This is a genomic window from Fibrobacter sp. UWB16, from assembly GCF_900215325.1.
In the GTDB taxonomy this organism is placed as follows: Bacteria; Fibrobacterota; Fibrobacteria; order Fibrobacterales; family Fibrobacteraceae; genus Fibrobacter.
Map to the genome: position 1 here is coordinate 888284 of NZ_OCMS01000001.1, position 25285 is coordinate 913568.

Annotated in this window: 22 protein-coding genes; 12 read left to right on the top strand and 10 right to left on the bottom strand. The window is 46.5% G+C overall.

The features are described from left to right. Positions 1 to 69: 69 nt before the first annotated feature. Both CRN95_RS03670 and CRN95_RS03675 read right to left on the bottom strand, forming a co-directional pair. Entirely contained in the window at positions 70 to 999 is a 930-nt protein-coding gene (locus CRN95_RS03670; protein ID WP_097020124.1) for a Gfo/Idh/MocA family protein, read from the bottom strand. 7 nt (positions 1000 to 1006) lie between these two features. Next, positions 1007 to 1876, bottom strand: coding sequence for a sensor domain-containing diguanylate cyclase (locus CRN95_RS03675; protein WP_088630649.1), 870 nt, complete (start codon positions 1874 to 1876; stop codon positions 1007 to 1009). A 144-nt stretch (positions 1877 to 2020) separates the two neighbouring features. Here CRN95_RS03675 and ybaK point away from each other — a divergent pair, with 144 nt between their 5' ends. Then, complete coding sequence (ybaK, locus tag CRN95_RS03680) at positions 2021 to 2524, top strand: Cys-tRNA(Pro) deacylase (RefSeq protein ID WP_014546744.1); 504 nt, start codon at positions 2021 to 2023, stop codon at positions 2522 to 2524. A gap of 20 nt (positions 2525 to 2544) precedes the next feature. Next, positions 2545 to 3597, top strand: coding sequence for a glycoside hydrolase family 16 protein (locus CRN95_RS03685; RefSeq protein ID WP_088630648.1), 1053 nt, complete (start codon positions 2545 to 2547; stop codon positions 3595 to 3597). On the opposite strand, the gene CRN95_RS03690 is transcribed toward CRN95_RS03685, so the two are convergent. Next, a complete protein-coding gene (locus tag CRN95_RS03690; protein WP_235002854.1) occupies positions 3590 to 4273 on the bottom strand; it encodes a 4'-phosphopantetheinyl transferase superfamily protein in 684 nt (227 codons plus the stop codon). The two genes, CRN95_RS03685 and CRN95_RS03690, sit on opposite strands and share 8 nt — an antisense overlap. A gap of 80 nt (positions 4274 to 4353) precedes the next feature. On the opposite strand from CRN95_RS03690, the gene rd reads away from it, so the two are divergent. Next, on the top strand, positions 4354 to 4515 hold the full coding sequence (rd, locus tag CRN95_RS03695) for a rubredoxin (protein ID WP_088630647.1): 162 nt from the start codon (positions 4354 to 4356) through the stop codon (positions 4513 to 4515). Between the two features lie 133 nt (positions 4516 to 4648). After that, positions 4649 to 7357: a TIGR02171 family protein gene (locus tag CRN95_RS03700; RefSeq protein ID WP_088630646.1), complete on the top strand. Its 2709-nt coding sequence runs from the start codon at positions 4649 to 4651 to the stop codon at positions 7355 to 7357. A gap of 3 nt (positions 7358 to 7360) precedes the next feature. Here CRN95_RS03700 and CRN95_RS03705 read toward each other — a convergent pair whose 3' ends face one another. The 3 genes from CRN95_RS03705 to CRN95_RS03715 form a co-directional block, all read right to left on the bottom strand. Then, positions 7361 to 8509, bottom strand: a complete 1149-nt coding sequence (locus CRN95_RS03705) for a GGDEF domain-containing protein (RefSeq protein ID WP_088630645.1) — start codon at positions 8507 to 8509, stop codon at positions 7361 to 7363. 139 nt (positions 8510 to 8648) lie between these two features. Beyond that, entirely contained in the window at positions 8649 to 10586 is a 1938-nt protein-coding gene (gene thrS, locus CRN95_RS03710) for a threonine--tRNA ligase (protein WP_088630644.1), read from the bottom strand. Between the two features lie 310 nt (positions 10587 to 10896). Next, complete coding sequence (locus CRN95_RS03715; protein ID WP_088630643.1) at positions 10897 to 11811, bottom strand: DUF5655 domain-containing protein; 915 nt, start codon at positions 11809 to 11811, stop codon at positions 10897 to 10899. A gap of 517 nt (positions 11812 to 12328) precedes the next feature. Here CRN95_RS03715 and CRN95_RS14750 point away from each other — a divergent pair. Together CRN95_RS14750 and CRN95_RS03720 are read left to right on the top strand one after the other, a co-directional pair. Continuing rightward, positions 12329 to 12502 carry a hypothetical protein gene (locus CRN95_RS14750; RefSeq protein WP_159462264.1) on the top strand — a complete coding sequence of 58 codons (174 nt, stop codon included), beginning with the start codon at positions 12329 to 12331 and terminating at the stop codon, positions 12500 to 12502. An 11-nt stretch (positions 12503 to 12513) separates the two neighbouring features. Continuing rightward, entirely contained in the window at positions 12514 to 13965 is a 1452-nt protein-coding gene (locus tag CRN95_RS03720; protein WP_159462265.1) for an RNA-binding domain-containing protein, read from the top strand. Between the two features lie 15 nt (positions 13966 to 13980). Here CRN95_RS03720 and upp read toward each other — a convergent pair whose 3' ends face one another. Beyond that, positions 13981 to 14610 carry a uracil phosphoribosyltransferase gene (upp, locus tag CRN95_RS03725; protein WP_088630658.1) on the bottom strand — a complete coding sequence of 210 codons (630 nt, stop codon included), beginning with the start codon at positions 14608 to 14610 and terminating at the stop codon, positions 13981 to 13983. A 255-nt stretch (positions 14611 to 14865) separates the two neighbouring features. On the opposite strand from upp, the gene CRN95_RS03730 reads away from it, so the two are divergent. Beyond that, on the top strand, positions 14866 to 16950 hold the full coding sequence (locus CRN95_RS03730) for a glycoside hydrolase family 43 protein (RefSeq protein WP_088630641.1): 2085 nt from the start codon (positions 14866 to 14868) through the stop codon (positions 16948 to 16950). Between the two features lie 169 nt (positions 16951 to 17119). Here the strand turns inward: CRN95_RS03730 and CRN95_RS14975 are convergent, their stop codons facing one another. Together CRN95_RS14975 and CRN95_RS03735 are read right to left on the bottom strand one after the other, a co-directional pair. Beyond that, entirely contained in the window at positions 17120 to 17263 is a 144-nt protein-coding gene (locus tag CRN95_RS14975; RefSeq protein ID WP_235002855.1) for a hypothetical protein, read from the bottom strand. A gap of 18 nt (positions 17264 to 17281) precedes the next feature. Continuing rightward, complete coding sequence (locus tag CRN95_RS03735; RefSeq protein ID WP_235002856.1) at positions 17282 to 18109, bottom strand: hypothetical protein; 828 nt, start codon at positions 18107 to 18109, stop codon at positions 17282 to 17284. Positions 18110 to 18301: 192 nt separating this feature from the next. On the opposite strand from CRN95_RS03735, the gene CRN95_RS03740 reads away from it, so the two are divergent. Together CRN95_RS03740 and CRN95_RS03745 are read left to right on the top strand one after the other, a co-directional pair. Continuing rightward, positions 18302 to 18793, top strand: a complete 492-nt coding sequence (locus tag CRN95_RS03740; RefSeq protein WP_088630639.1) for a hypothetical protein — start codon at positions 18302 to 18304, stop codon at positions 18791 to 18793. 59 nt (positions 18794 to 18852) lie between these two features. Then, a complete protein-coding gene (locus CRN95_RS03745; protein ID WP_097020125.1) occupies positions 18853 to 19587 on the top strand; it encodes a phosphatase PAP2 family protein in 735 nt (244 codons plus the stop codon). A gap of 1 nt (position 19588) precedes the next feature. Here CRN95_RS03745 and CRN95_RS03750 read toward each other — a convergent pair whose 3' ends face one another. Continuing rightward, entirely contained in the window at positions 19589 to 20524 is a 936-nt protein-coding gene (locus tag CRN95_RS03750; protein WP_088630638.1) for a bile acid:sodium symporter family protein, read from the bottom strand. Between the two features lie 122 nt (positions 20525 to 20646). On the opposite strand from CRN95_RS03750, the gene CRN95_RS03755 reads away from it, so the two are divergent. Genes CRN95_RS03755 through CRN95_RS03765 form a run of 3 tightly spaced genes read left to right on the top strand, consistent with a single transcriptional unit; the run spans position 20647 to position 25280 of the window. Then, complete coding sequence (locus CRN95_RS03755; protein WP_235002857.1) at positions 20647 to 21675, top strand: acyltransferase; 1029 nt, start codon at positions 20647 to 20649, stop codon at positions 21673 to 21675. Between the two features lie 58 nt (positions 21676 to 21733). Beyond that, the gene (locus CRN95_RS03760) at positions 21734 to 22318 is read left to right on the top strand and encodes a ribonuclease domain-containing protein (RefSeq protein ID WP_088630636.1); all 585 of its coding nucleotides are present in this window, start codon (positions 21734 to 21736) and stop codon (positions 22316 to 22318) included. Positions 22319 to 22358: 40 nt separating this feature from the next. After that, positions 22359 to 25280 carry a glycoside hydrolase family 44 protein gene (locus CRN95_RS03765; RefSeq protein ID WP_097020126.1) on the top strand — a complete coding sequence of 974 codons (2922 nt, stop codon included), beginning with the start codon at positions 22359 to 22361 and terminating at the stop codon, positions 25278 to 25280. The last annotated feature ends 5 nt before the right edge of the window (positions 25281 to 25285 follow it).

A 25285-nucleotide genomic window follows, 5' to 3' on the forward strand; every position in this document is an offset into this window, starting at 1 on the left:
TGGATCCTGCTCCTTCGAACCTAATTCAACTAAAGCAACAAGTTGCCAAGTTTCATATATCACGTTCGTTCAGGATGACGCTGTAGCCATCGTCGAGGATGACGCTGTAGAAATTGTCGCGAGCTTGACGGCGTTCGCGGCGCTTTGCGCGGCTCGCCTACCCCATTCAGAACAGGCGCCCACCATCAGCTTCAAAAAGAATTTGTGTTCATTCTCAAGCGAATCCGAAATATGGATAACCTCGCCATTTTCGTCATGCGGTGCAAGGCTCACCGAGTAATCGCAAGCCGGGCCACCATCGCCCCCGAACTCCACAGAAATTGTCCGCACATCGATATCGCTATTGCGGTCTACAATAAAGTCGAGTTCAGCCCCAGCATGAGCGCCTTTTACAATGCTTATTTGCATTTGCGCACGGTCTTCATTTTTTGAAATCGTGAACTTTTCCACTTTCAAATCTTCATAGCGGAACATCGAAAGGCAAAGGCTCAAGTCATGCACCAGCAAATCGAGCGCCACGTTCACATCGCGGCAACGCGCAGAATACTTGTGTTCGCGACGGAATTCCAAACGGAACGACGAACCCGCGGCTCCGATTTCATTCATAAAATGTTTGCGGAAATTCAAGAACACCGAATTAAAACATTCCGACTGAGCCACAAATAAAATCACATTATTGCGGATAGCCAAATCCACCAATTCTTGCGCTTGCGCACCAAGCGTTGCAAGCGGTTTTTCTACAAATACAGAGATTCCGCGTTTCAAACAAAGCTTTGCATACTCGTAATGCGTTGTTGCCGGAGATGCAATCACGGCAAAATCAACCTTATCTTTAGAAACAAATTCATCGACGAGCGAAGCGCGCACATTCCCTGCGCTATCTAAATCTTCTAAATCAAAAATTTTTAAAAACTGTACGTCGGAATACTCAAAAAACTTGCGATGGCGTTCGCCCATAGTGCCATTGCCAAACAGCACAGCCTTGTAATCTCTTCTCATGGAATTTCTACTCTTTCGGTTCAGAGTACTTTGTACTCTTTTCCATGTACATTCGCTTATCCGCAATTTCCATAGCCTGCATAAAGTTGAGCGATGGCGACGGAATTTCGCAAGAACCCAAAGAAACGCAAATCGGCTTGCCCTTCAAAAGCAACGCACGTGAAACTTCATTCATGTTATCGATATATTTTTTGCATTCATCTTGCGTCGTATTCGGGAGCACAAGGAAGAACTCGTCACCACCCACGCGAAACATCATTGCTTTTTCCGGGAGCACCACGCGGAACAGCGATGCCGTCAGGCGAATCAGTTCATCACCGATGGCATGTCCGTAGGTATCGTTCGTTTTCTTTAAACCGTCGCAGTCCGCAGAAATCACGCACATTGGGCACATCTCTGGCTTTACAGGACTCGAAACCCACTCTTCGAAATAATTACGGTTGTACAAGCCCGTGAGCATGTCGGTGTGGGCATACTTTTCGAGTTTCTTTTCGAGCAAGACTTTTTCGGTCACGTTGTTGATAAGACCGACAATACCAATAATATTGCCATCGTCATCGCGAACCGGATTCTTGATGAGTTCCAAAAATTCAGTCACGCCATCCTGATTGATTTCAATGACGTACTGCGTTCCCTTGCCTGTACGGAGAATTTCGCGATCCTGTTCCATCGCGAGTTTTGCATTTTCCTTATCCTTGCGGATATCCAGGTCGGTCTTGCCGGCAATATCCCACGAAGGATCCTCGGCACCTTGAAGGTGGCGCCAGTAATGCGTCGAAAAAACGTAGCGGCATTCGGTGTCCTTGAAGAAAATATTCGATGGAATCTCTTTCAAGATTTTCTTGAACAAGTCATAGTCAATCTTCATTACGTCCATAGAAAACTCCTTCTCCACCAAAACACCATACAACTACACTTTTTTAATTTAGCTTTCACTTACAACTATTGCAACCGGTACCCTCAAAGATTTATATTTGAAATTGGAATATTCAAGGGGTTTAAACCCGCTTTTGAGGAATTTATGGACATCAAAAAGACTAATGCCGCCCGCATTTTGGACAGGCAGAAGATTCAATACGAACTAATCCCATACAAGGTTGACGAAAACGACCTTGGCGCACAGCACGTGGCCGACAGCCTGGGCGAAGATATCAACCAGGTTTTCAAGACAATTCTCGTGCATGGCGATAAGATTGGTTACCTTATTTGCGTTGTTCCGGGCAATCTCGAAGTGGACTTGAAGGGCGCCGCCAAAGTAAGCGGCAACAAGAAAATCGACACCGTCCCGCTCAAGGATTTGACTCCGCTGACGGGTTACATTCGTGGCGGTTGCAGCCCACTCGGACTCAAAAAGAACTACCCCATTTTCATTCACGAAACAGCGATGCAGTTCCCGTACATTTACGTGAGCGCAGGCGAACGTGGTTTGCAGTTGAAAGTGGCGCCGGCGGACTTGGTTAAGGCTACGCGAGCAACGGTTGGCGTGATTGCACGTGTCCACCCGGAAGATCCGGACGCAAAGTAAAAAAGTAAGGGGTTGGTTTTATGGGATATAAGTTTGTTGCAATGGGATGTGCCGCCTTAATCGCTTGTTTAGCAGCATGTTCCGATGATGCGTCACCATCGGCATATGTCATTCCCGCCTCGAGCGGGAATCTCCTTTCGAGCTCTAGCGAAATCGCGATTGAAAGTTCCGCGGAGTCCTCCTCATCCGTCATTCTGAGTGGCGATAGCCGCGATGATTCGGCAGGCTCATCAACCAAATCCAGTGACTCTAGGAATTCCTCAAGCAGCGCGGCAGGTCAATCTTCGAGCAGTTCCGAAACGGTTTCCTCAAGCAGCTCGGAAACAACTTCTTCAAGCAACGCCGAACCCGTAGCACAATACCTCTGGAACGATGAATTCGACGGTGAATCCATCGACTTAAACAAATGGACATTCGACATTGGCACAGGCGCAAGCGGCTGGGGCAATAACGAATGGGAATACTACACAGACCGCAAGGAAAACGCCTATATCAAGGACGGCGTCTTGCACATCCGCGCCCAGAAAGAAGACTACGAAGGTCAAAAGTACACCTCCGCCCGCATGCTCACCAAAGGCAAATTTTCGTTCAAGTACGGCACCGTAGAAGCGCGCATCGCACTACCGACCGGCAAGGGAATCTGGCCTGCATTCTGGATGCTCGGAGAGAATTTCGACACTGTCGGATGGCCCGCCTGCGGCGAAATTGACATTATCGAAGCGGTCAATACAGAAAACAAAATCTACGGAACAAACCACTGGGCAAACGGCGCCGAATACGCGACCTATGGCAACAACACCGGCAATTACCGCAACCAGAAATTCGACCTCGACATCACGCAGTTTCACACGTACAAATTCACGTGGGACGAGAAATACATCCGCATGTTCGTCGATGACTTCATGTACCACGAAATTCTAATTGAAGGCAACGAAGGCGATACCGAGGAATTCCATAAGCCGTTCTTCTTCTTGCTGAACGTCGCTGTGGCAGGCAACTGGCCCGGCTTTGAAGTAGACGATTCGCAATTCCCGAACGAAATGCTCGTCGATTACATTAGAGTTATCAAGTAAACTGCACTTGCTTTATTTCGGACGGTGCAATAAAGCCATCGTTCTTGATGCAATAAGCATAGCGGTAGCCATCGTGCAAGTCGATTTCCCGGAATGAATATTCTAGGCGCTTGCCATCGTGAAACAGCGTCACATTTTCGAGTTCGTCCATATGTAGCGCAAACATATCCGGCATAAGCGACAAGCCTCGACCCGTTACTTTCATATAACATTCCTTGAGCGTCCACAGTCTGTAAAACGCCTCGGACTGCGCTTCAAGAGTTTCGAAATGCTTGATCCACGCGGATTCTTCGGGCTTGAAAAAACGCTCGGCGAGCTTGCCACGGTCGCCCTTGATGATTTCCACATCGCAGCCAACCTCGAATGGCGAAATCACGCACATCACGCGTTCGCCCGAATGCGACAAGTTAAAATGCACTTCCGGGAAATCCACCAAATATGGCTTGCCATTTTCGCCATACGCAATATGATTATCCGCGCCTTCAAACCCCGCATCGCGACATGCCCGCTTAAGCAAAAGGCCAACGCCAAGCGATTGCATTTTGCCCTTAGGGAACTTAAACGACATTGCCTTTTTTTGACGATATTCGGGAACTTGCCCCAAAAAACGCTCAAAAACAGGCGTTTCTTTCAACGCAGAAATATCGGCAATATATACTCGGGTCGTCACAATCACAAAAAAAATATAAAAATCTGACTTTCTACCATTTATTTATATAGTTTAAAAAAAGCACTATTAAGCAAGGAGAAAATACTATGGCAAAATACAAATGCGAAGCTTGCGGCTACATTTACGACCCTGCAGTCGGCGACCCGGATAGCGGTATCGCCCCCGGCACAGCATTCGAAGACATCCCCGATGATTGGACCTGCCCCATTTGCGGTGTCGGCAAGGACATGTTTACAAAAGTCGAATAATTTTTTTGCCGGGGATCTAAATCACCCGGCTTTTTTGTAAATAACCATATAATCCAATCACATCATCCTTGTTCGGCTTTGACAATTTTATAATTGTAACTTATTTTAGCTGTTGAACTAGGATTCAAATTTTATGAGATGGATTTTTCAGGCATTTTGCGCAAGCATTTTTTTATGTTGTTCCGATAGCGGCACATCATCACCATCCGTGCCACATTCTTTTATTCAAGAAGACGCTAAACACGTCGGCATGATGCTTGTAAATTCAAAAGACTCCTCGGTAAAACTGAGTTCGAAACTCACTGTTGAATTCACATATAATTTTTCAATAGACAAGCACGAAGTGACTCGCGAGGAATACGCCAAATACATTAAGACGGCGCACTTCGATTACCCTCCATTCCCTGTATCGGACATTACCTTTTTTGACGCAATCCTTTTCGCTAACGAAAAAAGTAAAAGCGAAAATTTAGACACAGCCTACAGCTATATCAGCGCTTCGTTTGATTCTGATGGACATTGCACAGGCATGGTCGGTTACGAATTCCATGCCGACCGAGACGCCTACAGACTCCCAACAGAAGCCGAATGGACTTTAGTCGCTTCGCACAGTTGGAATCCATCGAACGCCTGGACTGCCGAAAACTCCAATTACACGCTCCAATTGCCATGTACCGCAGACACGCTCAATGGATTCTGCGACTTTACCGGCAACGCCATGGAATGGGTCAACGACTGGATGGGGGACCTCCGCGATACAACTGTTACAAATTATGCAGGAGCATCAGATGGCGGAAACATTGGCGAACGCATCATCAAAGGCGGTTGCTACCGCAACGAAGCCTCCAGAATTACGCTAGATACCCGCAGCGATGTCTACACAGTCACATCCTCAACAAAAGCCTTCTACATCGGTTTTAGACTTGCTTTTGGAAAAATTCCAAACGCCGTCTGGATGAGCAAAAAAGGGAACGTGACCTCAAGCCCCATTAACGTTCTGTCCACATCGGCACAACTAAAGTCACTTACAAATACGCACCTGAACAAACTCGTATTCCGCAATGACGAGACCAGCAACATCGCCATCGTCAATTTTTCAAGCAGCAAAGCAAACGTCAGGGAAATCGAGGATTCCGTCGACGCCTACCACCCCACGCTTTCACCAGACGGGAAATACGTTGCATTTTCAACAAAGTACGAAGGTATCTCCGGAGAATCGGAGCTTTTTGTCCGACGCGTTGACTCTTTAGAAGCAGATAAAATAAAACTAGAAGTCCAAAGTGCGGCAATCCCGCGATGGAGAGTTACCAACGCCGATACTGAAATCGTCTACATCACAACTGCCGAAAACAATTCCGACCAGGCCATATGGGAAAAAAAATCCACATGGAGTGTCCCCTTTGCTAACGGGAAATTCGGAACACCCAAGAAACTTTACGATGGTTCGTTTAACGGAGGCGTAAGCACAGACGGCAAGTTCGCCGTATCAGGAGCTAGTCTCCTTCGTACAAACGTCAACGGCAAAAACAGTATCTGGTACAATAATGAACAAGCCTGCAACGTTTCGCTTTCTGACTTGACTAAACAGACGCTATTCCTAGATTTTGCTGGAAATACCGGAAAAAATTTCGCCGGCCACCAATACACCACGCACGAGCAACTGTTAATTGCCGACAGCACAGGCGAACTCATCAAGATGATCCCTGCGCCCAAGGGATACACATTCGACCACACGGAATGGGTACACAACAGCGGAAACCTCGCCGTAGCTACACTGACAAGCATTGACGGTACACATCCGAAAATCGTTTTAGTCAACACAAACGATTCCTCCATCACGGAAATTGCAAGCGGAGCCGAATTATGGCATCCGGATTTATGGACCGGCGTTCTTCAAAATTTCGAAACCGCGCTAGACGTCGACAGTGCAGGCATGTATGAACTCGATTCTCCTTTTACAGGTGACATGAGCCCCATGAACACACGTTACGATTTGGAGATGCTCTACAAATACCGCGATTCCATCAACGTTCTGGTTTCGGGTTCTTCAAGACCCTGGGCAGGCATAGACCCACTTGTTTTAAACAAAAATCCAGACATTTTCTCAATCAACGCCGCAAACCCGGCTGTAGACTTATCGGTTGCCAAGCGAATTCTGTTCCATTACGGATTCAATTTTTTGCCCAAACTGAAAGTAGTCACTGTATCGCTAGATTTAGACATTCTATTCCAACGTCATTACGAGCTACCTTCTTTTTGGGACGTCATTTATTTAAAATCGCCCGGATTCATTTACGACGAAGCTCATGAGTTCTGGCCCAACGGATACCCACAAGGATTATACGAACTCACACGTGATTCATACGGCTCCGACGAACAAAGCCGAAGCAACGAACAAGATAGACTCGGTCATAAATTCACACCAGATGACGGATGGCAAGGCAACCCCATTTACGTCGATTCCACATACATGGATGCCGAAGTTCCTAATCCCGAGAATATGCTGATTGCAGAAATCGAAGATTTCATCAAGGAAGCCGAAAGCAAAAATCTCTACCTCATCGGTATAATTTTCCCGCAATCGCCCGATTATAAAGAAACTGGATCTTTCGGGCGCTATGGATTACGCCGCTCCGTTGCCGAAAAAATGATTGCAATGCTAAAAGGATACGAAGAAAAATATCCACATTTCATTTTGATGGACGAAAACCAAATGGGCATGCATGATTACGGTGACGAAATGGCATTCAACTGCGATCACCTTTCGTACAAAGGTGCAGAAAAACTGACAAAGCGTCTCGATTCACTGATCCAGACATTAAACATCGAATGGAATAAATAAATGCTATCGGCGACTACGGCGGTCATGCCCCGTAGCCTCGTAATAAGCACGCTTGTCTTCGTACATGAGCTTATCAATTTTTTTCAAAATTACATCAACGCTGTTCTTATCCAAGTCAAAAACGCCAACACCAATCGATGCGGACAGTTTATATTTCTTTTTGTGGTTTTTGTTGAAATCTTCAAGATTTTTCTTGATAAGATTCTTATAGGACTCAGCCTTTTTTTCATTGTCATTATCAAGAACAATCACAAATTCGTCACCCGCATAACGGACTACCGTTCCATCGGGCCCTACCGACATCTGCAAAACATTCGATAACGAGACCAGCGCATCATCGCCCTGCGAATGGCCGAAAGTATCATTGATGCTCTTGAAATCATTCATGTCGAGCATCATCATCGCAATCTTTCTTTTGCGTTTCAGTTCTCCAGAAATTTTATCCAAGTAATAACGGTTGTAGAGGCCGGTTAATTTATCAATGAATATATTTTCGTTCTGGAGAGAAAGCATCAAACTCGTGTAACCGACGGCGATACCCACCCAAATCGTAGAAATTCCATAATAAAAAATCTGCAGGCAAACGCAAATAAATATTGGAGTCACAAACTGCAAAACCGGGAAAAACTTGACGCCACCGCTCCTGTAACGGCTAATCAAATAAATGACAACGCCATCCGCCATCAAGATGACCTCGAGCAGGTTCTTGACCATGAACAGCGGGCCGCGAGTATAGACATTCCGTTCGTTGATATCAAAAATAATCGGATTAAAGAAATTCACGACCATCAGGACCGTAATGACGCTGCAAACAATCAACATAAAATTACGCTGGAATTTGGACACGACGCCATTGAGGTGCAAAGAAATCAGCATCACCCAAAGTGGGCCAATCGCCATGTTGGACAAGAACAGGATATTGTTCGAGACATAAGCCAATACTTTCACGAAACGGCCTGTATGACCATCAATGGAAAAAGTTATCGCATCGGCAATGCAGGCGACAATCACAAGAATGATGATGCCAAGCAAAACTTTGTCTTCGCCATTCTTTTTTTGCAACTTCCAAGCACCGCTGAAAATTGCACCGAGAATCAAAAAGATCCCCAGCATATCAGCGACATAAACTTCACGCAAATAGACTTCTTGCATAAGCAACCTCTAGAGGGTTATGTAAGAAATTTATAATATTTTTCTAAAAAGTACAAAAACGCAGGCTCGGAATGTACGAGTCTGCGTTTTTTCAAATGCGTCATTCCGGGCTTGACCCGGAATCGCTCAAGTCGCGAAATTAGCGGACGACTTTTCTGTCTTCAGCAGTCATGTCGATGAATGCCTTGACACTCATCTGGCCCTTGTCGCCGTCCTTACGCTTACGGACAGAAACAAGACCTTCTGCTGCTTCCTTTTCGCCTACAATGAGGAGATACGGAACCTTCTGGAGTTCGCACTGGCGGATCTTGTAACCCAACTTTTCGTTGGATTCGTCGATTTCAGTACGCACGCCGGCAGCCACGAGTTCATCCTGCACCTTCTTGGCGTAGTCCACGAACTTTTCAGAAATCGGGAGCACGCGAGCCTGCACCGGAGCAAGCCACAGCGGGAAGTCGCCCATGAATTCTTCGATAAGAATGCCGAGGAAGCGTTCGATGGAACCGACAGCAGCACGGTGCAACATCACCGGAATGTGCTTCTGGTTGTCCTTGCCGACATATTCAGCACCAAGGCGCTGCGGCAAGTTGAAGTCCACCTGGATGGTACCGCACTGCCAATCACGTCCGAGGGAGTCCTTCAGCGTGAATTCGAGCTTCGGGCCGTAGAAGGCACCTTCGCCCGGGTTCAGCACGTAGTCAAGACCAGCGAGCTTCGTAGCTTCGGCGAGAGCGGCTTCAGCCTTGTCCCAGATTTCGTCAGAACCCACACGCTTTGCCGGGCGGGTAGAGAACTTCACCTTCACATCGTCAAATCCGAAGTCGTGGTAGATTTCCTTGACCAAGTGGCAGAAGTCAGCCACTTCGCTTGCAATCTGGTCTTCGGTGCAGAAGATATGAGCATCGTCCTGCACAAAGCCACGCACGCGCATAAGGCCGTGCATCGTACCGGCAGGTTCGTAACGATGGCACTTACCGAATTCGGCAAGGCGCATCGGGAGGTCACGCCAGCTACGGAGCTGAGAATTGAAAATCAAAATGTGGCACGGGCAGTTCATCGGCTTCACAGCCATTTCGACATCGCCAGCCATCGTCTTGAACATGTTTTCATTGTACTTGTCAGCGTGGCCGGACTTGATCCACAAAGTCTTGTTCACGATTTCCGGAGTGATCACTTCGAGGTAGCCGCGATGGTCGATCTTGCCACGGATGTAATCCTTGAGGGCGTTCACCATCTTGGTGCCCTTCGGGTGCCAGAACACCATGCCAGGAGAATGGTCTTCGATGTGGTAAAGGTCCATTTCCTTGCCGATCTTGCGGTGGTCGCGCTTGGCGGCTTCTTCGAGCAACTTCACGTAAGTTTCGAGACCTTCCTTGTCAGCAAAGCAGGTACCGTAAACACGAGTGAGCTGGTCGCTCTTCTGGTCGCCGTGCCAGTAAGCACCGGAAATCGAAAGCACCTTGAAAGCCTTAAGCTTGCCCGTAGAAGGCACGTGAGGACCGGCACAGAGGTCTTCCCAGTTCTTGCCCGGTTCGCCCGTTACATAAAAACTCAACTTGCCATCCGAACCTTCGCGAGCGAGAGCACGTTCAGCGTTATCGTGCTTGTACTTGTCGCCTTCCGTGCGAGCGAGGCCTTCTTCGGCGCTAACTTCGCAACGAGTGAACGGACGGTCTTCCTTGATGATTTCCTTCATCCGCTTTTCAATCTTCGGGAAGTCTTCTTCCTTGAGCGGAGTCGGTGTCATCAAATCGTAGTAGAAACCCTTGTCGATTGCCGGACCGTAAGCGAGCTTTGTGCCCGGGAACAAGTCGCAGATGGCTTCGGCGAGCACGTGGCTGCAGCTGTGACGGAGGAGCATCAATGCATCCGGATCGTCGTTGCTCGGGGTGATGATGCGGATGGAACCGCTTTCGGTGAGCGGACGGGTAAGGTCCAAAACCTTTTCGCCGAGTTTAACGCCAAGAGCCTTGCGTGCGAGGCCTTCAGAAATGCTCTTTGCAATTTCGAGGCCGGTGGTGCCCGATGCTACGGAACGTACGGAGCCATCGGGGAAGGTAAGTTCGATTTGAGACATAAATAATCCTTTTTGTGGGCGGTTCTCGCCCGGTTCCCCAGAAATACGACATCTGGCGGTGCGGGCTAAGATAGAAAAAGACTATAAGTGTGGCTAGTGGTGGTGGTTTGTGATTAGGGAATGTAATCGGAAATTGACCCGAAAAACGTCATTGCGAGGAAAAAAATGACGAAGCAATCCATACAAAAAGGGAGGGGAAAGCCTTCCCCTCGCTCGCACTACGTTGCTCGCTACCCTTTCTAGCGGGGACACCCCGCAACGCCCGATTAAATCGCATAAATATCAATTTTCAATCAACTCAAAGGCAATGTCATTCATTCAGATTATATGATTGTCTAATTAAACTCACCACATATTCAATATCGGCGTCCGAATTTAGAGCGATTTCATAATCGCCATTTCCCCAATGTCCAATGTCAGCAACATTCCTAGCAATTTTTTTGCTGTCTTCTAATTTCCCTTTTTTCACATTCAACCAAATTTTTATTTGATTTTTTTGAATGTTTATGTCGCAAAAATTAGTTTTTCTGATAAATGCTATATAGAACTTTGTAGCTTTGATTGAAATGTCATCTCCAATATTTAAAATCATACGCTTAACTTTGTCGTATAGCTCCTGCATTTCCAAAGAACCGGCCTCTTTTCGATTGCTTTCTGTGTAAATTTTTATTTCTTTGTTAACAGCTTTAACTTTTTCATTTGTTTTTGAAATAGTCGTTATTGACTCTGAAGACTGTTTAGCAAGTATTTGCATGAATGTAATCGTATTATTGGCGTATTTCTTTATTTCATACAACTCTATTGGAAGATCATTAAAACCAATAGCTTCTCGCTGATAAGAGGTAAAAGATGGTGCTACGAAAATAACCTTAGATTGAGACCAATCAACATCGTTTCTCTTTAAATTTTCACCAGTAGTTTCATTGTACTCTAATATAAGGTCAGATTTGTGGTTTAACATAACGGAAAGATACGCGTAACCCTGATCTATTACGCTAAAATTTTTATCGCGCTTGTATTCAACAATTACGAAGGACTGGTTGTTTTTGTCAAAACCTAGAGAATCAAATCTGAACTTTTCAATAGAAAATTCCGTTTTGATGAATTTACAACCTAATAATTCCTCCATGTTTTTTTCGCATAATGATTGAATGTCTTTTTCTAATCTAAAAGAGGATTCTTTGATACGCTTTAAGTTATTATTTTCAAGATGAAATAACGGCATACAGTACTCCTACAGTTTGCATAAATATACTTCTTTTTTTATAGTCTAGCGAATGCAATATGCATAAATACCATTTTTTGACTCAATGTTTTATTATTTCGAATCAAAAGATGAATAAACGAATATATTAAAGGAAATGAGCTTTTATCTCCTTGACGCTGACAACCTATTTGTGTATATTGTAGCCGATATTCGATAATCCTCGTGACAGTCGACATAGACCTTCGGGTCCGTACGTGCATTCGCGGCGGGGCCCATCAACCTTCTTGATGGTTCTGTTGGATAGCTGGTAGGAACACGACCTACTCGAGTTCACTCGAAAGAGTGGCAAGTAACGCCGGGGAAAGCCCCCGCCAACAGGATTGCAAGATTATCCCATTCCGCGCAAGACGTGGAAAATCTCAATACATAACAAATAAGCAAGGGCATGTTGTGCGCTGTTTTTTAGCATAATCGCAACGGCCTGTCAAAATGTCGCCCAATGGCGACGTTCAACTAAAATTTATAAGGAATAATTATGTTCGATGAAATTTTTGGAAAATTCAACGGAGGCCCGAATCGCAGTGCTAACAACGCCATCGGGGATTTTGCCAAGGTGCTAGAAGACAAAGATGCCGAAATCAAGCGGCTTAAGGAACTGATTCTGCGTTGCCCTAAATGCGGTGCGAAACTGCGTTACCCGAGAGGATAAAAGGGGCCGATATGGATGAAAAAGAATTGAGAAAAATCATTCGTCAGGGAGAAAGCTTGACGGTCGAATTCAAGAGGGCAAAGACTGCATTGCCCGACAATCTTTTTGAATCTGTTGCGGCATTCTTAAACCGCAATGGGGGGCATATTGTCCTTGGTGTTACAGACGACAAAAAAATTGAGGGCGTTGCCCCCAATTGCGTCGAAAAACTTTGCAAGCAAATAGCGAATTTAAGCAACAATCCTGAAAAATTGGATCCTCAGAACTTGATAGACCCGCAAGTTGTTGATTACAAAGACAAAAAATTGATCTACTTCTTTGTTCCCGCCAGTTCGCAGGTCCACAAGACCGGCAAGAAGGTTTTTGACCGTAGCGTCGATGGCGATTTTGTGGTAAAGACGCAGAGCGCAATTAGTGCAATGTATTTGCGCAAAAGCAACAGCTATACGGAAAATACCGTTTATCCGGGGCTTCGCGAAATTGATATTAAACGCGGAATGCTTAAGAAGGCCAAGGATTTGATTCGTTCCATCAGGTCCAATCACCCGTGGCTCAAGTTGAACAAGGAAGATTTTTTCAAAGCGGCTGGTTTGATTCGCTATGATTCTACCATTGGAAAGTCGGGTTATACACTTGCTGCACTTATGCTGTTCGGCACGGACGAAGCGATTTCGAGTTATTTGCCATATTATAAAATTGAAGCAATAGTCCGCAAACAAGACCTGATGCGTTACGATGATCGCTTGACTGTTACATGCAACTTGATTGATGGTTACGAATTATTGAACGGGTTTATCGAAAAGCATCTCCCAGACAAATTCTATTTGGATGGGAAAACAAGACTCTCTTTGCGTGACAAGATTTTTAGAGAAGTGATTGCGAATATGCTGATTCATCGTGAATACATGAATCCGATTCCAACAACGCTCGTTATTTATAAAGATAAGCTTGTGACGAATAACGCGAATAAGCCCTTTGCGTACGAGAAAATAGCATCTCAACTTTGTTCTTATCCTAAGAATCCGCATATTGCCACAATGTTTGCACAGATGGGGTTTGCGGAATACCTTGGTACGGGTATCCGTAAAATTAGTGACTTGTGCGAAATTTATTCTGGGTTAAAACCCAAATTTGTGGATAATGATATTTTTATAGCGGAGATTCCGTTGACAGATCATGTGCCAGAAAAGAGCAATATTGGCGGATTAAATGGCGGATTAAATGGCGGATTAAATGGCGGATTAAAAATTGAACTAAATGAAACACAGCAGAAAGTGTTCCTGGAAATCACAAAAAGACCTGGAGTTATGATAAAAGAACTTTCCGGCAGACTACAAATACCTATTGACACACTTGATAAGGTTGTTTCGTCTTTGCGTAAAAAAGAACTTATTGAACGTCGTGGTTCTAAAAAGACTGGCGGCTATTGGGTAAAAAAGGAACCTACGTCCACAAACTGGTAATAAACATCGGACTTGCTATTTCGTTCCGAAAATGCGGTCGCCGGCATCACCGAGGCCGGGGCAAATGTAGGCAACCTCGTTCAGGCAGCGGTCCAGATGCCCGACATAAATCTGGACATCGGGGTGTGCGTCGTGCAGTTTTTTCAAGCCTTCGGGAGCGGCGATGATGCACATGAACTTAATCTTCTTGCCACCGTGTTTCTTTATCATGCTGATGGCATCGGCGGCAGACCCGCCAGTCGCAAGCATGGGGTCCACGACTACGATTTGCCGCTCGTCAATCGGGTCTGGGAGCTTGCAGTAGTATTCCACCGGTTCGTGCGTGCTTTCATCCCGGTAAAGTCCGATGTGGCCCACTTTTGCTGAAGGGACCAGCGCCTGCATACCGGAGACCATGCCGAGCCCCGCGCGTAGAATCGGAATCAGGGCGAGCTTTCGCCCGGCAAGCACCGGCGTAGTGCATTTTTCAATGGGGGTCTCGATTTCCTTGTCTTTAAGCGGGAGGTCCGCCAGGGCCTCGAACCCTTCGAGCATCGCGATTTCTTCGACAAGACGGCGAAATTCGTTAGTGCCCGTTTCCTTGTCGCGCAGGTGCGAAATTTTGTGTTGTATAAGCGGGTGCTTGAAAATGGTCACGTTTTCCATGTTTTCAAATTCGTTCATGGGAACCTATCCTTTCTTGCTTAGCATTGCATCTACAATAATACCTAAAATAAGGGCGACGGCAATATTCGTCAGTGTTACCGCTCCCACAGAAATAGTAATCCCGCCTATGCCGGTGATAAAAATTTAGCCGTTTAGAACTGTTCACGCTATGTGAAAAAAACTGCTTTTCATAATATACCAATTTGCTGATATAATATATTATTAATAATAATCAAGATAGCATGGGGTGTGAATATGAAAAAGAAAATCCTTCTTGCGGCAACGCTTGTAACCGTTTCGTCCATGTTAATGTCCTGCGGTGACGATGATTCCGTCAGCAAGGATTTTGACGAAGACGACCCCATTCTGGATATCCCCGGAGATTCTCTCGGTCAGGAAAACCCCAAGGATTCCCTCGATCCAGTTCTGCCCAAGGACACGGTTGACTCGGTTCTGCCCAAGGATACCGTCAATTCCGTCCAGCCAAAGGATTCCCTTTCTCAGGAATTGCCTAAGGATTCTCTCGGCAATGACGAAATAAAGGATGAGGTTGCTGTCGCCAAATTCGATATTGCCCTGTCTATCGAGGATATCATTGTAGATTGGTACGGCGGCGGTGGCGAAAAGGACCCCGACAACAATAGTTTTACCTATAAGCAGTATGCCAACAACTACTGGGACATACACGACCTGAATACGGATGTCTATACTAAGGTGGAGATAAACTTTGCCAAGGCTGTCGCATACGATAACATTGATGTGATTGCGACTTATAGCGACGAGGCCAAGACTACGGAAAGAATTCCTAGTGGCGCAACAAGCCTTGTTCTGTCCTTTGAACCGGGCAAGACGCTTGTCAGTTTGGCTCTTGCCGTAAGCCCAGACACTCCAAGTGATGCCGCAACGATCAGTTTCGGTAAAATCATTATCCGGGCAAAGGATTCCGATGGCACGGTAGGCAAGATGCCTGTAAAGTCCCCAAAATTAGGCTTGGACAATGCCAATCCTATATTGGATTTCCAGTATTGTGCGGACCCGACGGCCATTGAGTACAAGGGGCGTCTCTATGTCTATGGCACCAACGACCATCAGCAGTACGAAGAAGGTGTCAGCAATACTTACGAGAAAATCAAGACGCTGGTAATGATGTCCACTGACGATATGGTCAACTGGACTTATCACGGACTGATTCCTGTCGGTGAAGTGGCTCCGTGGATTATGGCTTCGTGGGCACCCAGCATCATTAGCAAGGAGCAGGCCGATGGCAGCACGCTTTTCTCCCTCTATTTCTCCAATAGCGGCTTTGGCACCGGCGTTATCCAGGCGAAGTCTCCGGTGGGTCCGTGGACATCTCCTTTGAGCAAGAGCCTTATCGATGGCGACAATCCTGTTGTAAAAGGCAGCGGCTCCATATTTGATCCGGGTGCCGTAATTGACGACAACGGCGATGGCTGGATTTCGTTCGGTAATGGGCAGGGCTGGATTGCCAAGCTCAATCCGGACTTGCATTCCCTTGACGGGGATCCGGTGAAACTTCCGTCCCCGTTCCACTTTGAGGCAAATGAACTCAATTATATCAACGGCAAGTACGTATATACTTTCAACAACGACTGGAACGACCATACTCCTTGGGAATGGGGTGGTGAGGCTCCGACGGCCTGCAGCATGAACTACTTCACCAGTACCGAGCCCCTGAATCCTGATTCCTGGACCTACGGCGGGAACTACTTCAAGAACATGGGTGAGAATGGCATGACCTACGGCAACAATCACACTCATCTCCATAAGTATCAGGACAAGTGGTACATATTCTATCAGGCAGCTATTCTAGAGGCTTCCATAGGTACCCACGGCGGTTTCCGCAGCATTCTGGTTGACGAAATTGAAGTGGACGAAGCAAATGTCGTTATCAAGGAAGCGAAACCGACCTACAAGGGTGTAAAGGCCATCAAGAATCTTGACCCCTATTCCGTGCAGCAGGCATCTACGGCTGCCGCAACCCTGGGCATTCGCTACGTGCCAACGGAGGAACCCGGCCACATGGTGGCTTCCGTCGGTACTCCCAGCAAGGATGGCCCGGCACCTACAGAAGGCGTCATCGAAGTTCGCAATGTGAATTTCAGCAGCGCAAAAACGCTGAAGGCCCTGGTGAAAGGCAAGGGCTCGGTAACGCTCCGTCTTGACAAGCGAGATGGCGCGAACGTAGCCTCAATCAACAGCGCTGGCAGTGACTGGCAGGAACAGGAAGCGAAGTGCGGCAACATCTCAAGCGGCGTCCACACGGTCTATCTGATTATAAAGGGTGATGTGCTGTTCGATACCTGGCAGTTTGCGAATTAGTCCGCTGATAGCCCTGGGCTATTATATAACTATATTTCTTGCATGACCATTTACAACATTGGCAATCGGGTCGTCAACAATTATCTTTTTGCAATTGATGAAGGGTACATTCTCATTGACACGGGATACGAGAACGGTTTTGCGCGTTTTCAAAGAAACCTCAAAAAGCTCAATATACAGCCAAGCGGATATAATATCCATCATGTTCATACGCCTTGGGGTCTTTCACAAAGCCAAGCGCGGTAAGTTCTTTTGCAACCGCATAGAACGGCAAAAGCAAAATAAATAGACAAGCAAAAACAAAATATTTCATACAATTTAACACTTTATATTACTCTCTTTTGACTGTCGTTGTAACTTTCAGCGTATCGGCTTTGCTGTACGGAGTCTTGTATATTAATTTCCAAGTGAAAGAGCTATCCCTCAAAGACAATACGTCCATCGCATAAAAATGAGATTCTGGAAGTGCAGGCAAATTTGTGTATTTAGGATTCCCACAATAAGTTGGATAATTGTCGCAATAACACGTATAGTGCGGAAACGAATGCATCTCAGGACAAGAAATAGAAACAGAATGTATTGTCGGCGCCGTTTTGAGATTCGAGCTTAAAGAATCTTTGCGTTCATTTTTTTCTTTTGACTTTGCAGATTTTTTGGAGTCTTTTTTCTTTCCTGTTTCATAGAAAGTCACGCCACTAGGCAAATCAATGGCAGTCAACTCATACGAAGACGAAAACCTTTTTGAATGAGAACAAGGGAAAGTTTTCTTTACTGAAGCAAATTGTTTTTTAAAATAAGCGGTGTCAAACGTTGCATATACAGGACGAGGGATATAACTCGTTTTCTTAAACAGACCAAAATTTAAATTTATATAGGCCGTATCTTGATACGTATTTGTGTCCGGTTTATATTTCCGCGAAAGTGGATAACCTTTAAATGTATCATCGGGACACAGTTCTGCATGGCACTGAAATTCATCCCCTTTTATCTCGCAGTTAGAAGCCCGCCATACAGAAATTTCGCCTTTGTGATCTTTAATGCGATAATACACCAAGGCATTTTCAGGAATACGATTGTTATAGTACAGAAAGAAAAGTGTTCCTGCAACCAGAACAAGCAAAATAGGTAACACAATTTTCAAAACAAACTTGAACTTCATATCGCACAACATACAAAAGTCAAACAGTACGCGCAAGAGACTTCGCAAATTCGTTCACAGTTTTACCTCTTTTACCGTACTTGTTTTTCTCAAATTTTAATTGTATATTACGTTTAGCACTAGAAAGGGTGATGTTATTAGATCGCAGTTCGCGCAAGCGGGGCGGTCTTTATTTTTTAAGGGAGCAAAAATATGAACAGAATCAAACTTATCGGAATCAACACAGAGGGGGCCATGCGATTGTGGTTTGGGCCAGAAACGAAAATCGGTGTTTTCGCGTCGAGAGATTTTGACGCAGATGATTATCGACTGGAGCAATGGGCCGCAGAAGCAGGGGGGTTCCACCAGTGCCTTGTGGGCACGTTCCATTCGGATGCGGAACGTCGGATTTTAGACATTGCGCTTGCGAACGGTGCGTTTGCGGTCTGGATTCGCGGGTGCAGCCTCCCCCGCATTTATCGTGGCGCCGTGGAAAAAGCGATGGAAAACGACCATTTGCTTACGCTTTCGTGCTTCCACAGAAAGCACCACACAGAAGCGACTGCGCGTTATTGCGTGCAATTGGTGTCCACGTGCACGAAAAAGCACACGTTCTTTATGAACGAAAACGATTCGCTGCTAGAGCCGGTTTATCGCAAAGTGGCTTGGCATCGCAACACGCAGCTTTTTTACGGACGCGATTAGTGCGCATTTCATTACTGTAATAAACGTTCACGCGTTTTCTAAAAATATATCTTTAAAATATGATTACACTTCTCCAAAAATCTGTTTTCGCTCTTGCCATTTGCGGAGCAACTCTTTGCAGTTTTGCGGCAGACGCAAAACCATACGTCAAGGCAGACGCGCTTCCGAACGCGCTCAACTTCTACCCTGCGCCGCCGGAAACAACGTCCGTCCAGTTCATGTACGACATCTCGCAATACATGTGGGGCAAAGCGATGCGAGCGGATTCCGCACGTGCAGCCCTGGCCGTGGCGCAGGCGGTAGAAACGATCGAGGACATGGCCAAGATGTTCAGCGAACCTTTTGGCATGGAAATTTCGGCAAAGAAGACGCCCGCCATCATGAACATGCTCGAACGCGGAATCCGGACGCTTAAGCAGGTGGGGAGCCTGCCCAAGAGGCATTACATGAGGCGCCGCCCCTATGACCGCTTCAACGAATCGACTCTTGTCCCTGCCGAAGAAGAGCGGCTGAGAACGAATGGCTCCTACCCGTCGGGACATACCGTTCGCGCCAGGTCAATGGCATTGCTCTTGGTCGAGGTGAACCCGGCTGCGCAAGACGCATTGTTGAAGTACGCCTATGAATGGGGGCAAAGTCGCGTGATTGCAGGGTTCCATTGGCAAAGCGATGTTGATGCCTCCAAAGTTCTTGTTTCAGGAGCGTTTGCAAGTTTGCACAATGACGAGACTTTCCTTGCCGACATGAAAAAGGCACGAGCCGAATTCAAGAAGTTATCTGCAAAGAAGAAATAACTTATTTATCCCAGCGGCGGTAAACATTCGCCAAAATCGCACCGGAAATGTTATGCCATACGGAGAATATGGCGCCGGGGACGGTTGCCATGGCAAGGCCCGAGAACGCAGTCGCCGCAAGGCTTGTTGCAAGCCCAGAATTCTGCATGCCGATTTCAATGGAGAGCGCTTTTGTCTTGGGCGTAGAGAACTTGAGCATTTTGCCGAGACCAAAGCCACAGCCGTAACCGAGCAAGTTGTGAAGAATCACCACGGCAAACACGATAGCGCCCGTAGAGAGAATCTTCGCTGCATTGTGCGAAACGACAGCCGCGACAATCATCGCAATAGCAATCACAGAAACAAGCGGCAAAACTTTAATCGCCCGCGCTGTCCATTTGCCAAAGAACTTGTTGATAACAAATCCTAACGCAATCGGCACAAGCACCACCTTCACGATGGAGAGGAACATCGCCATCACATCGACATTGACCGTCGTTCGAAGCAGCAAGTACGTAATCGCCGGAGTCAGCACAGGCGCAAGAAGCGTATTCACGCTCGTCATGCCGACAGAAAGCGCGACATCACCCTTCGAGAGGTAAGTGATGACGTTACTCGCAGTGCCACCTGGGCAAGTGCCCACGAGAACCACGCCCGCCATTAAAGCAGCATCGAGTCCAAACGCTTTCGAAAGCAAAAAAGCAAGTGTAGGCATCACCACAAACTGCGATGTGCAACCGAGGATGATTTCTTTCGGTCGCATGAACACCAGCGCAAAATCACTCAACTTGAGCGTAAGCCCCATGCCAAACATCACGACCATCAAAAGGTAATTCACCCACGAAAGTTGGATCCAAAGAGTCGTGCTTGGGGCAAATAAAGAGAGTGCCGCAACTGCAAGCACCACCACCGCCATCCACTTGCCAATAAATTCACTGATTTTTTCAAAAATTCGCATTGTAAAACACCTTGTCAAAGCAAAAGTCCGGCCATCCAAGAACTCCAATGAATATAGAATATTTACAGTTTTCACTGGAAAAATTGATATCGCTATTTTAAAAAATCAAGTATATTAATAATGTGAACAGCGTACTTCAATTATTGTCAAAACACAGAAGTGCCATAATGGGCTTTGCCATATTATGGATTATGCTGTTTCATTTGCGAGTCCCTACAGATATAGACTTCATAGATTTCTTCAGGTCCGTCGGTTATGGCGGCGTAGACATTTTCTTATTCTTGTCCGGTTTCGGTCTTTACTATTCCCTATCCAGAAAAAATTTTGATTTAAAGAAATATTATAAGAGCCGTTTTTTCCGCATCCTTCCTGAATTTTGGGTTGTGATAGGCTTTGCCTTTTTGGCGCAAATGGATTTTAGCACTAGGGCTTTTTACCAATTGATATGCAAGGCAACGACACTGGGCTATTGGATCGGATACCGTGACGAGTCGTGGTTTATTTCTTGCATTGTATTTTTATACGCAATATTCCCCGTTTACTTTAAGCTATTCAAAAAATACGGATATAAAGCATCCTTCTATTTTATCGGAGCAGGATTTTCTTTAATGTTAATCTACGCATTAACTTGTATTCTTTGTTACAACAACAAGAATTACGGGGGATTCATCATATTGACTTACGCAAGGCTCCCGATATTTTTCATAGGCGCAATTTTTGGGCATTGGGCAAAAGACGGATGTAATATTAGGCTTACTAAAAAACTAAAAACAATTGGATTGACAGCCGCGTTTATCGCCACCATTATTTTATTTATATTCCAGACCTATTTTTTCTACGCCTTGCAAACTTGTTCCCTAGCGTACCTTCCCTACATTATCATAACTCCCGTTTTGTGCTTACTTCTTGCAAAATTTTTTGACAAATACAAAACCATTGATAAGATTTTTACCATTTTCGGGCTAATGTCATTAGAATTGTATTTGTGTCACATATTTATATACAAATTATTCTTTGATTTTATAGACTTTTTGGATAAAGATTCTTCGAACATTTTGACCATGCTAATTTCATTTTTTGCGGCATACCTCTTGTACATCGTCAATAAAAAAGTCCTGTCAAGAAGAACAAACATTAGAATCAGGCCTTAACGCCATTCGAGGTTATGCAAAGTCCATGTTGTAAAAATCGTTTTATTACATTTTGATTATGAAATTGACAAAACATCTTTTTTACACAGCCGCAATTTCCGTTTTTGCTACAGCCTGCACAACGTCTGCACCAGAAGACAACTGCAAAGAAGTATCTTACGACAATATACAGTGTTATAAATATTCACACGATGAATGCGGAAATATTATTTGTGCACCAGATGCGTTTAACCAAGAGGACTATTTTACCTCTATCCTCGATGCCGTCCAAGAATCCGGAAAATACACTACACGCGATTCTGTGGCTGCATACTTGTGCAAGTTCGACAAATTACCAGGCAACTATGTAAGCAAGGACGAAGGTCAAAAACTTTACGAATCGAAAACAGGCAAGACTTTCGAGAAGTGGAATTTTAACCCGTGGACAACGATCGGCGTGATGATCGGCGGCGATAAATTCAGCAATTACGCTTCAAACGCTAGCAATTATCATGCAACTTTGCCAGAAGGCTCATACCATGAAGCCGATGTCGACTACTCGGCTAAAAATCGCGGTACAAAGCGCCTCGTCTATCAAAGCGATTGCGTCATTTACTACACCGCAGATCATTACGAATCTTTCGACAAGCTAGAAATCAAGTAAATTTTCACAACAAACCCTACCCCATTTTTGAGGAGGATAAATGAAATTCAAACAACTTTTGTGCAGCACAGCTTTTGCAATTTCTGCGACATCTGCGCTTGCCGCACAGAACATCATCGAGATTGACGATGCGCATCCGGGCGTTGTCATCAACAAGCAAAACATGATGGGCGCCGATCTCGCCATCTGGAATCCGCCCACGCGTTATTACGACATGACGCCCGCCCTCGTCGATGGCGGCTACACGATATTCCGCTTCCCAAACGGAAGTTTGAGCAATGACTACCACTGGAACGGCGCAGGCAAATACGACAGCACTGGACTCTGGACACCAAGCGAAGAAAGCTGGGCTCCGGGATTCCTCGGCGAAACAATTTACCGCGGCACGACAAAAGACAACTACGGTTTCATCCGTCGCAGCCACCTTGCCGATGGCGACAAGAGCACTATGTGGTGGGGCGAAATTCTCGATCCAAAAGACCCGCCTTGGATCGTCATTGAATTCCCTGAAAAGAAAGACCTCGATTCCATCGTCGTCGAATGGGGCAATCTCCGCCCGAAGTCTTTTGAACTTTCATATTGGACGGACGAATACGCCGAATACCCGGGCGTTCACCAGAATCTCGAAAATAAGTTAAAGAGATGGGGTACCGTCAAGGTCACTAGCGGCGAAACAAAGTACAAGTTCGCCACAACGCGCGCTCGCTATGTAGCGCTCCGCTTCAAGACGACCGACTTGCCGTCTAAAGGCGTGCAAATTCGAGAAATGAAGCTCTATAGCGGTTCTGACGATTTGCTCGCCGGGAACGATTACAAGTTCTTCGCAATGTCCACGCGCAACGGCGACAAGCCGCGCACCGACTGGACCAACATCAAATGGCATTTCGAAGAATTCATGACCTACATCAACAAGCTCCCAAAACTTGTCAATGGTCAAAAAGCTCAAGCCGTCATTTGCGTCAACGCAGGCACTGGAACCTCTAAGGAAGCAGCCGCTTGGGTGCGCTACGCCAACAAAGTCAAAAAGTACAACATCAAGCAATGGCAAATCGGCAACGAACTTGATGGAGAATGGGAAGAGTCCGGTCCACTTTCGGCAAGGCAATATGCCGCACGCTTTATCGAATACGCCCGCGCCATGAAAGCTGTTGACCCGAGCATCATCTTGCATGGTCCGCTTCTCAGCACGCACAAGATGCAGCAGAAAGGCGCAGGCCTCATGGATGGCAAATACTGGATGGCAGAATTTTTGCGCATCGTCGGCGAAGCCGAAAAGGCCGATGGCAAACGCTATCTCGATGTCGTTGACTTGCACACTTATCCGTACTGGGCTCCGAACAACTTGAATGCTGCAGACATGCTCAAGGCAAGCCTCGATGTCGCACACAACGCCGACACGCTCAACGCCTGGATGAACAAGTATCTCGAAGGCAAGCGTCGCGTATTCCTCTCGGAATTCAGCACGTCCGTGCAAGGCTCACAAATCTGGATGGACTCCCCGCAAGCCGCTGGCATGGCAAACATTTTTGCACAGTACGCCGTCCGCTTTGGCGACCGTTTCCAAGCGCTCCCGTGGGATGCATTCGGCAACGTGTTTGAAGGCCCGGACCACACGTGGGGAACTATCAGCATGACAGCACTCGTCAAGGAAGGTTCATGGAACCGCTGGGCAAGCCTTGAACCCACCGCCGAATATTACGGTGTCTACATGACGTTCAAACGATTCCTCGAAAGCGGTTACGCCGTCGTTCCCGTCAAGAGCACTACAGAATCAGTCGTGCCTTACGCCATTTGCAAAGGCAACAGTTGCAACGTGCTTCTCGTGAACCTCACCGACACTAAGCAAATTGTGCAGGTTGACCGCAAGAGCGAAAAGAAAAAACCGAGCAACGCACGCGTAGAAGTTGACGTGTTTGGCGCAGAACAATTCAAGTGGATTGGCGACCAACGCGACGCTTACCCGTACCCGAAAATGGGTCCGAGCGGCCGCCGCATCGAAGGCAAGAACCGCGATATCGAAGTTCCGCCGTTTGGAACTGTCGTTGTCCGCATGAACCCGGCTCAGCAAAACAGCGCACCCGAAGTTCTCGCCGCTGCGCTTGAAAAGAAAGTCCTTGTCGTAGGCGATACGCTTGACCTCTTTGTAACCGCCGTGCAAGAAGGTGGTGAGCTCGCCGGTGCAGAAGTTCAAATCAAGAAATGGGACAAGAACGGCCCGCTCACAGTTCGTGCAACTCCCGATGACGGCAAATGGAATTCTTCCATCGAAAGTTTCCACTTGCAAATTCCGCTCACAGAAAAAGTCTCGATTGGCAATAAGGAAATCAAAGTCACCATCACTGGCAAGAACAAAAAGCAGACTTCGTTCAACATTCCGTTCCGCGTCCGTGGCGCTTACCGCACCACAAGCGTGATGCAGAACTTCGACAACGGTTTAGACAACGTATCGTGGTTCCCGGTCGTGAATGGCGACAACGCCACCTCGATGGATGCCAAGGTCTTTAACGGTAACCCGCCTCTCGGCGGCTACATCCGCCACGACTTCATTGTCGAACAACCGCCTAATCTCGGTTGGCCGAACTACTCCGGAGCCTACTACAACGTGCCGGAAGAAATCAAGAATTCCGTCGGTATCGTTTTCGATTACGCCACATCGCACAACAATCCGCAGGGCTACATCGAACTGCAAATCATGTCGAGTCAGGTCGAAGACTACGACGAATTCATGGTCCGTCTCAAAAACACGCGAGGCAACTGGGTTCGCGACACGCTCATCTGGGAAAACATGAAGCAGGAAGGTTGGGGCAAGACGATTCCGCAGCTCGACCCGACCAAGATCAAGAACTTCGCATTCCGCGCCCGCTATAGCGGCAAGGGATTCATCAACCTCGACAACATCTACTTGCTCGGGGAAAACGGCAAGGAAGTCCCGATGCCAAGAGGCCTGCGCAGACTCCGATAGCATCA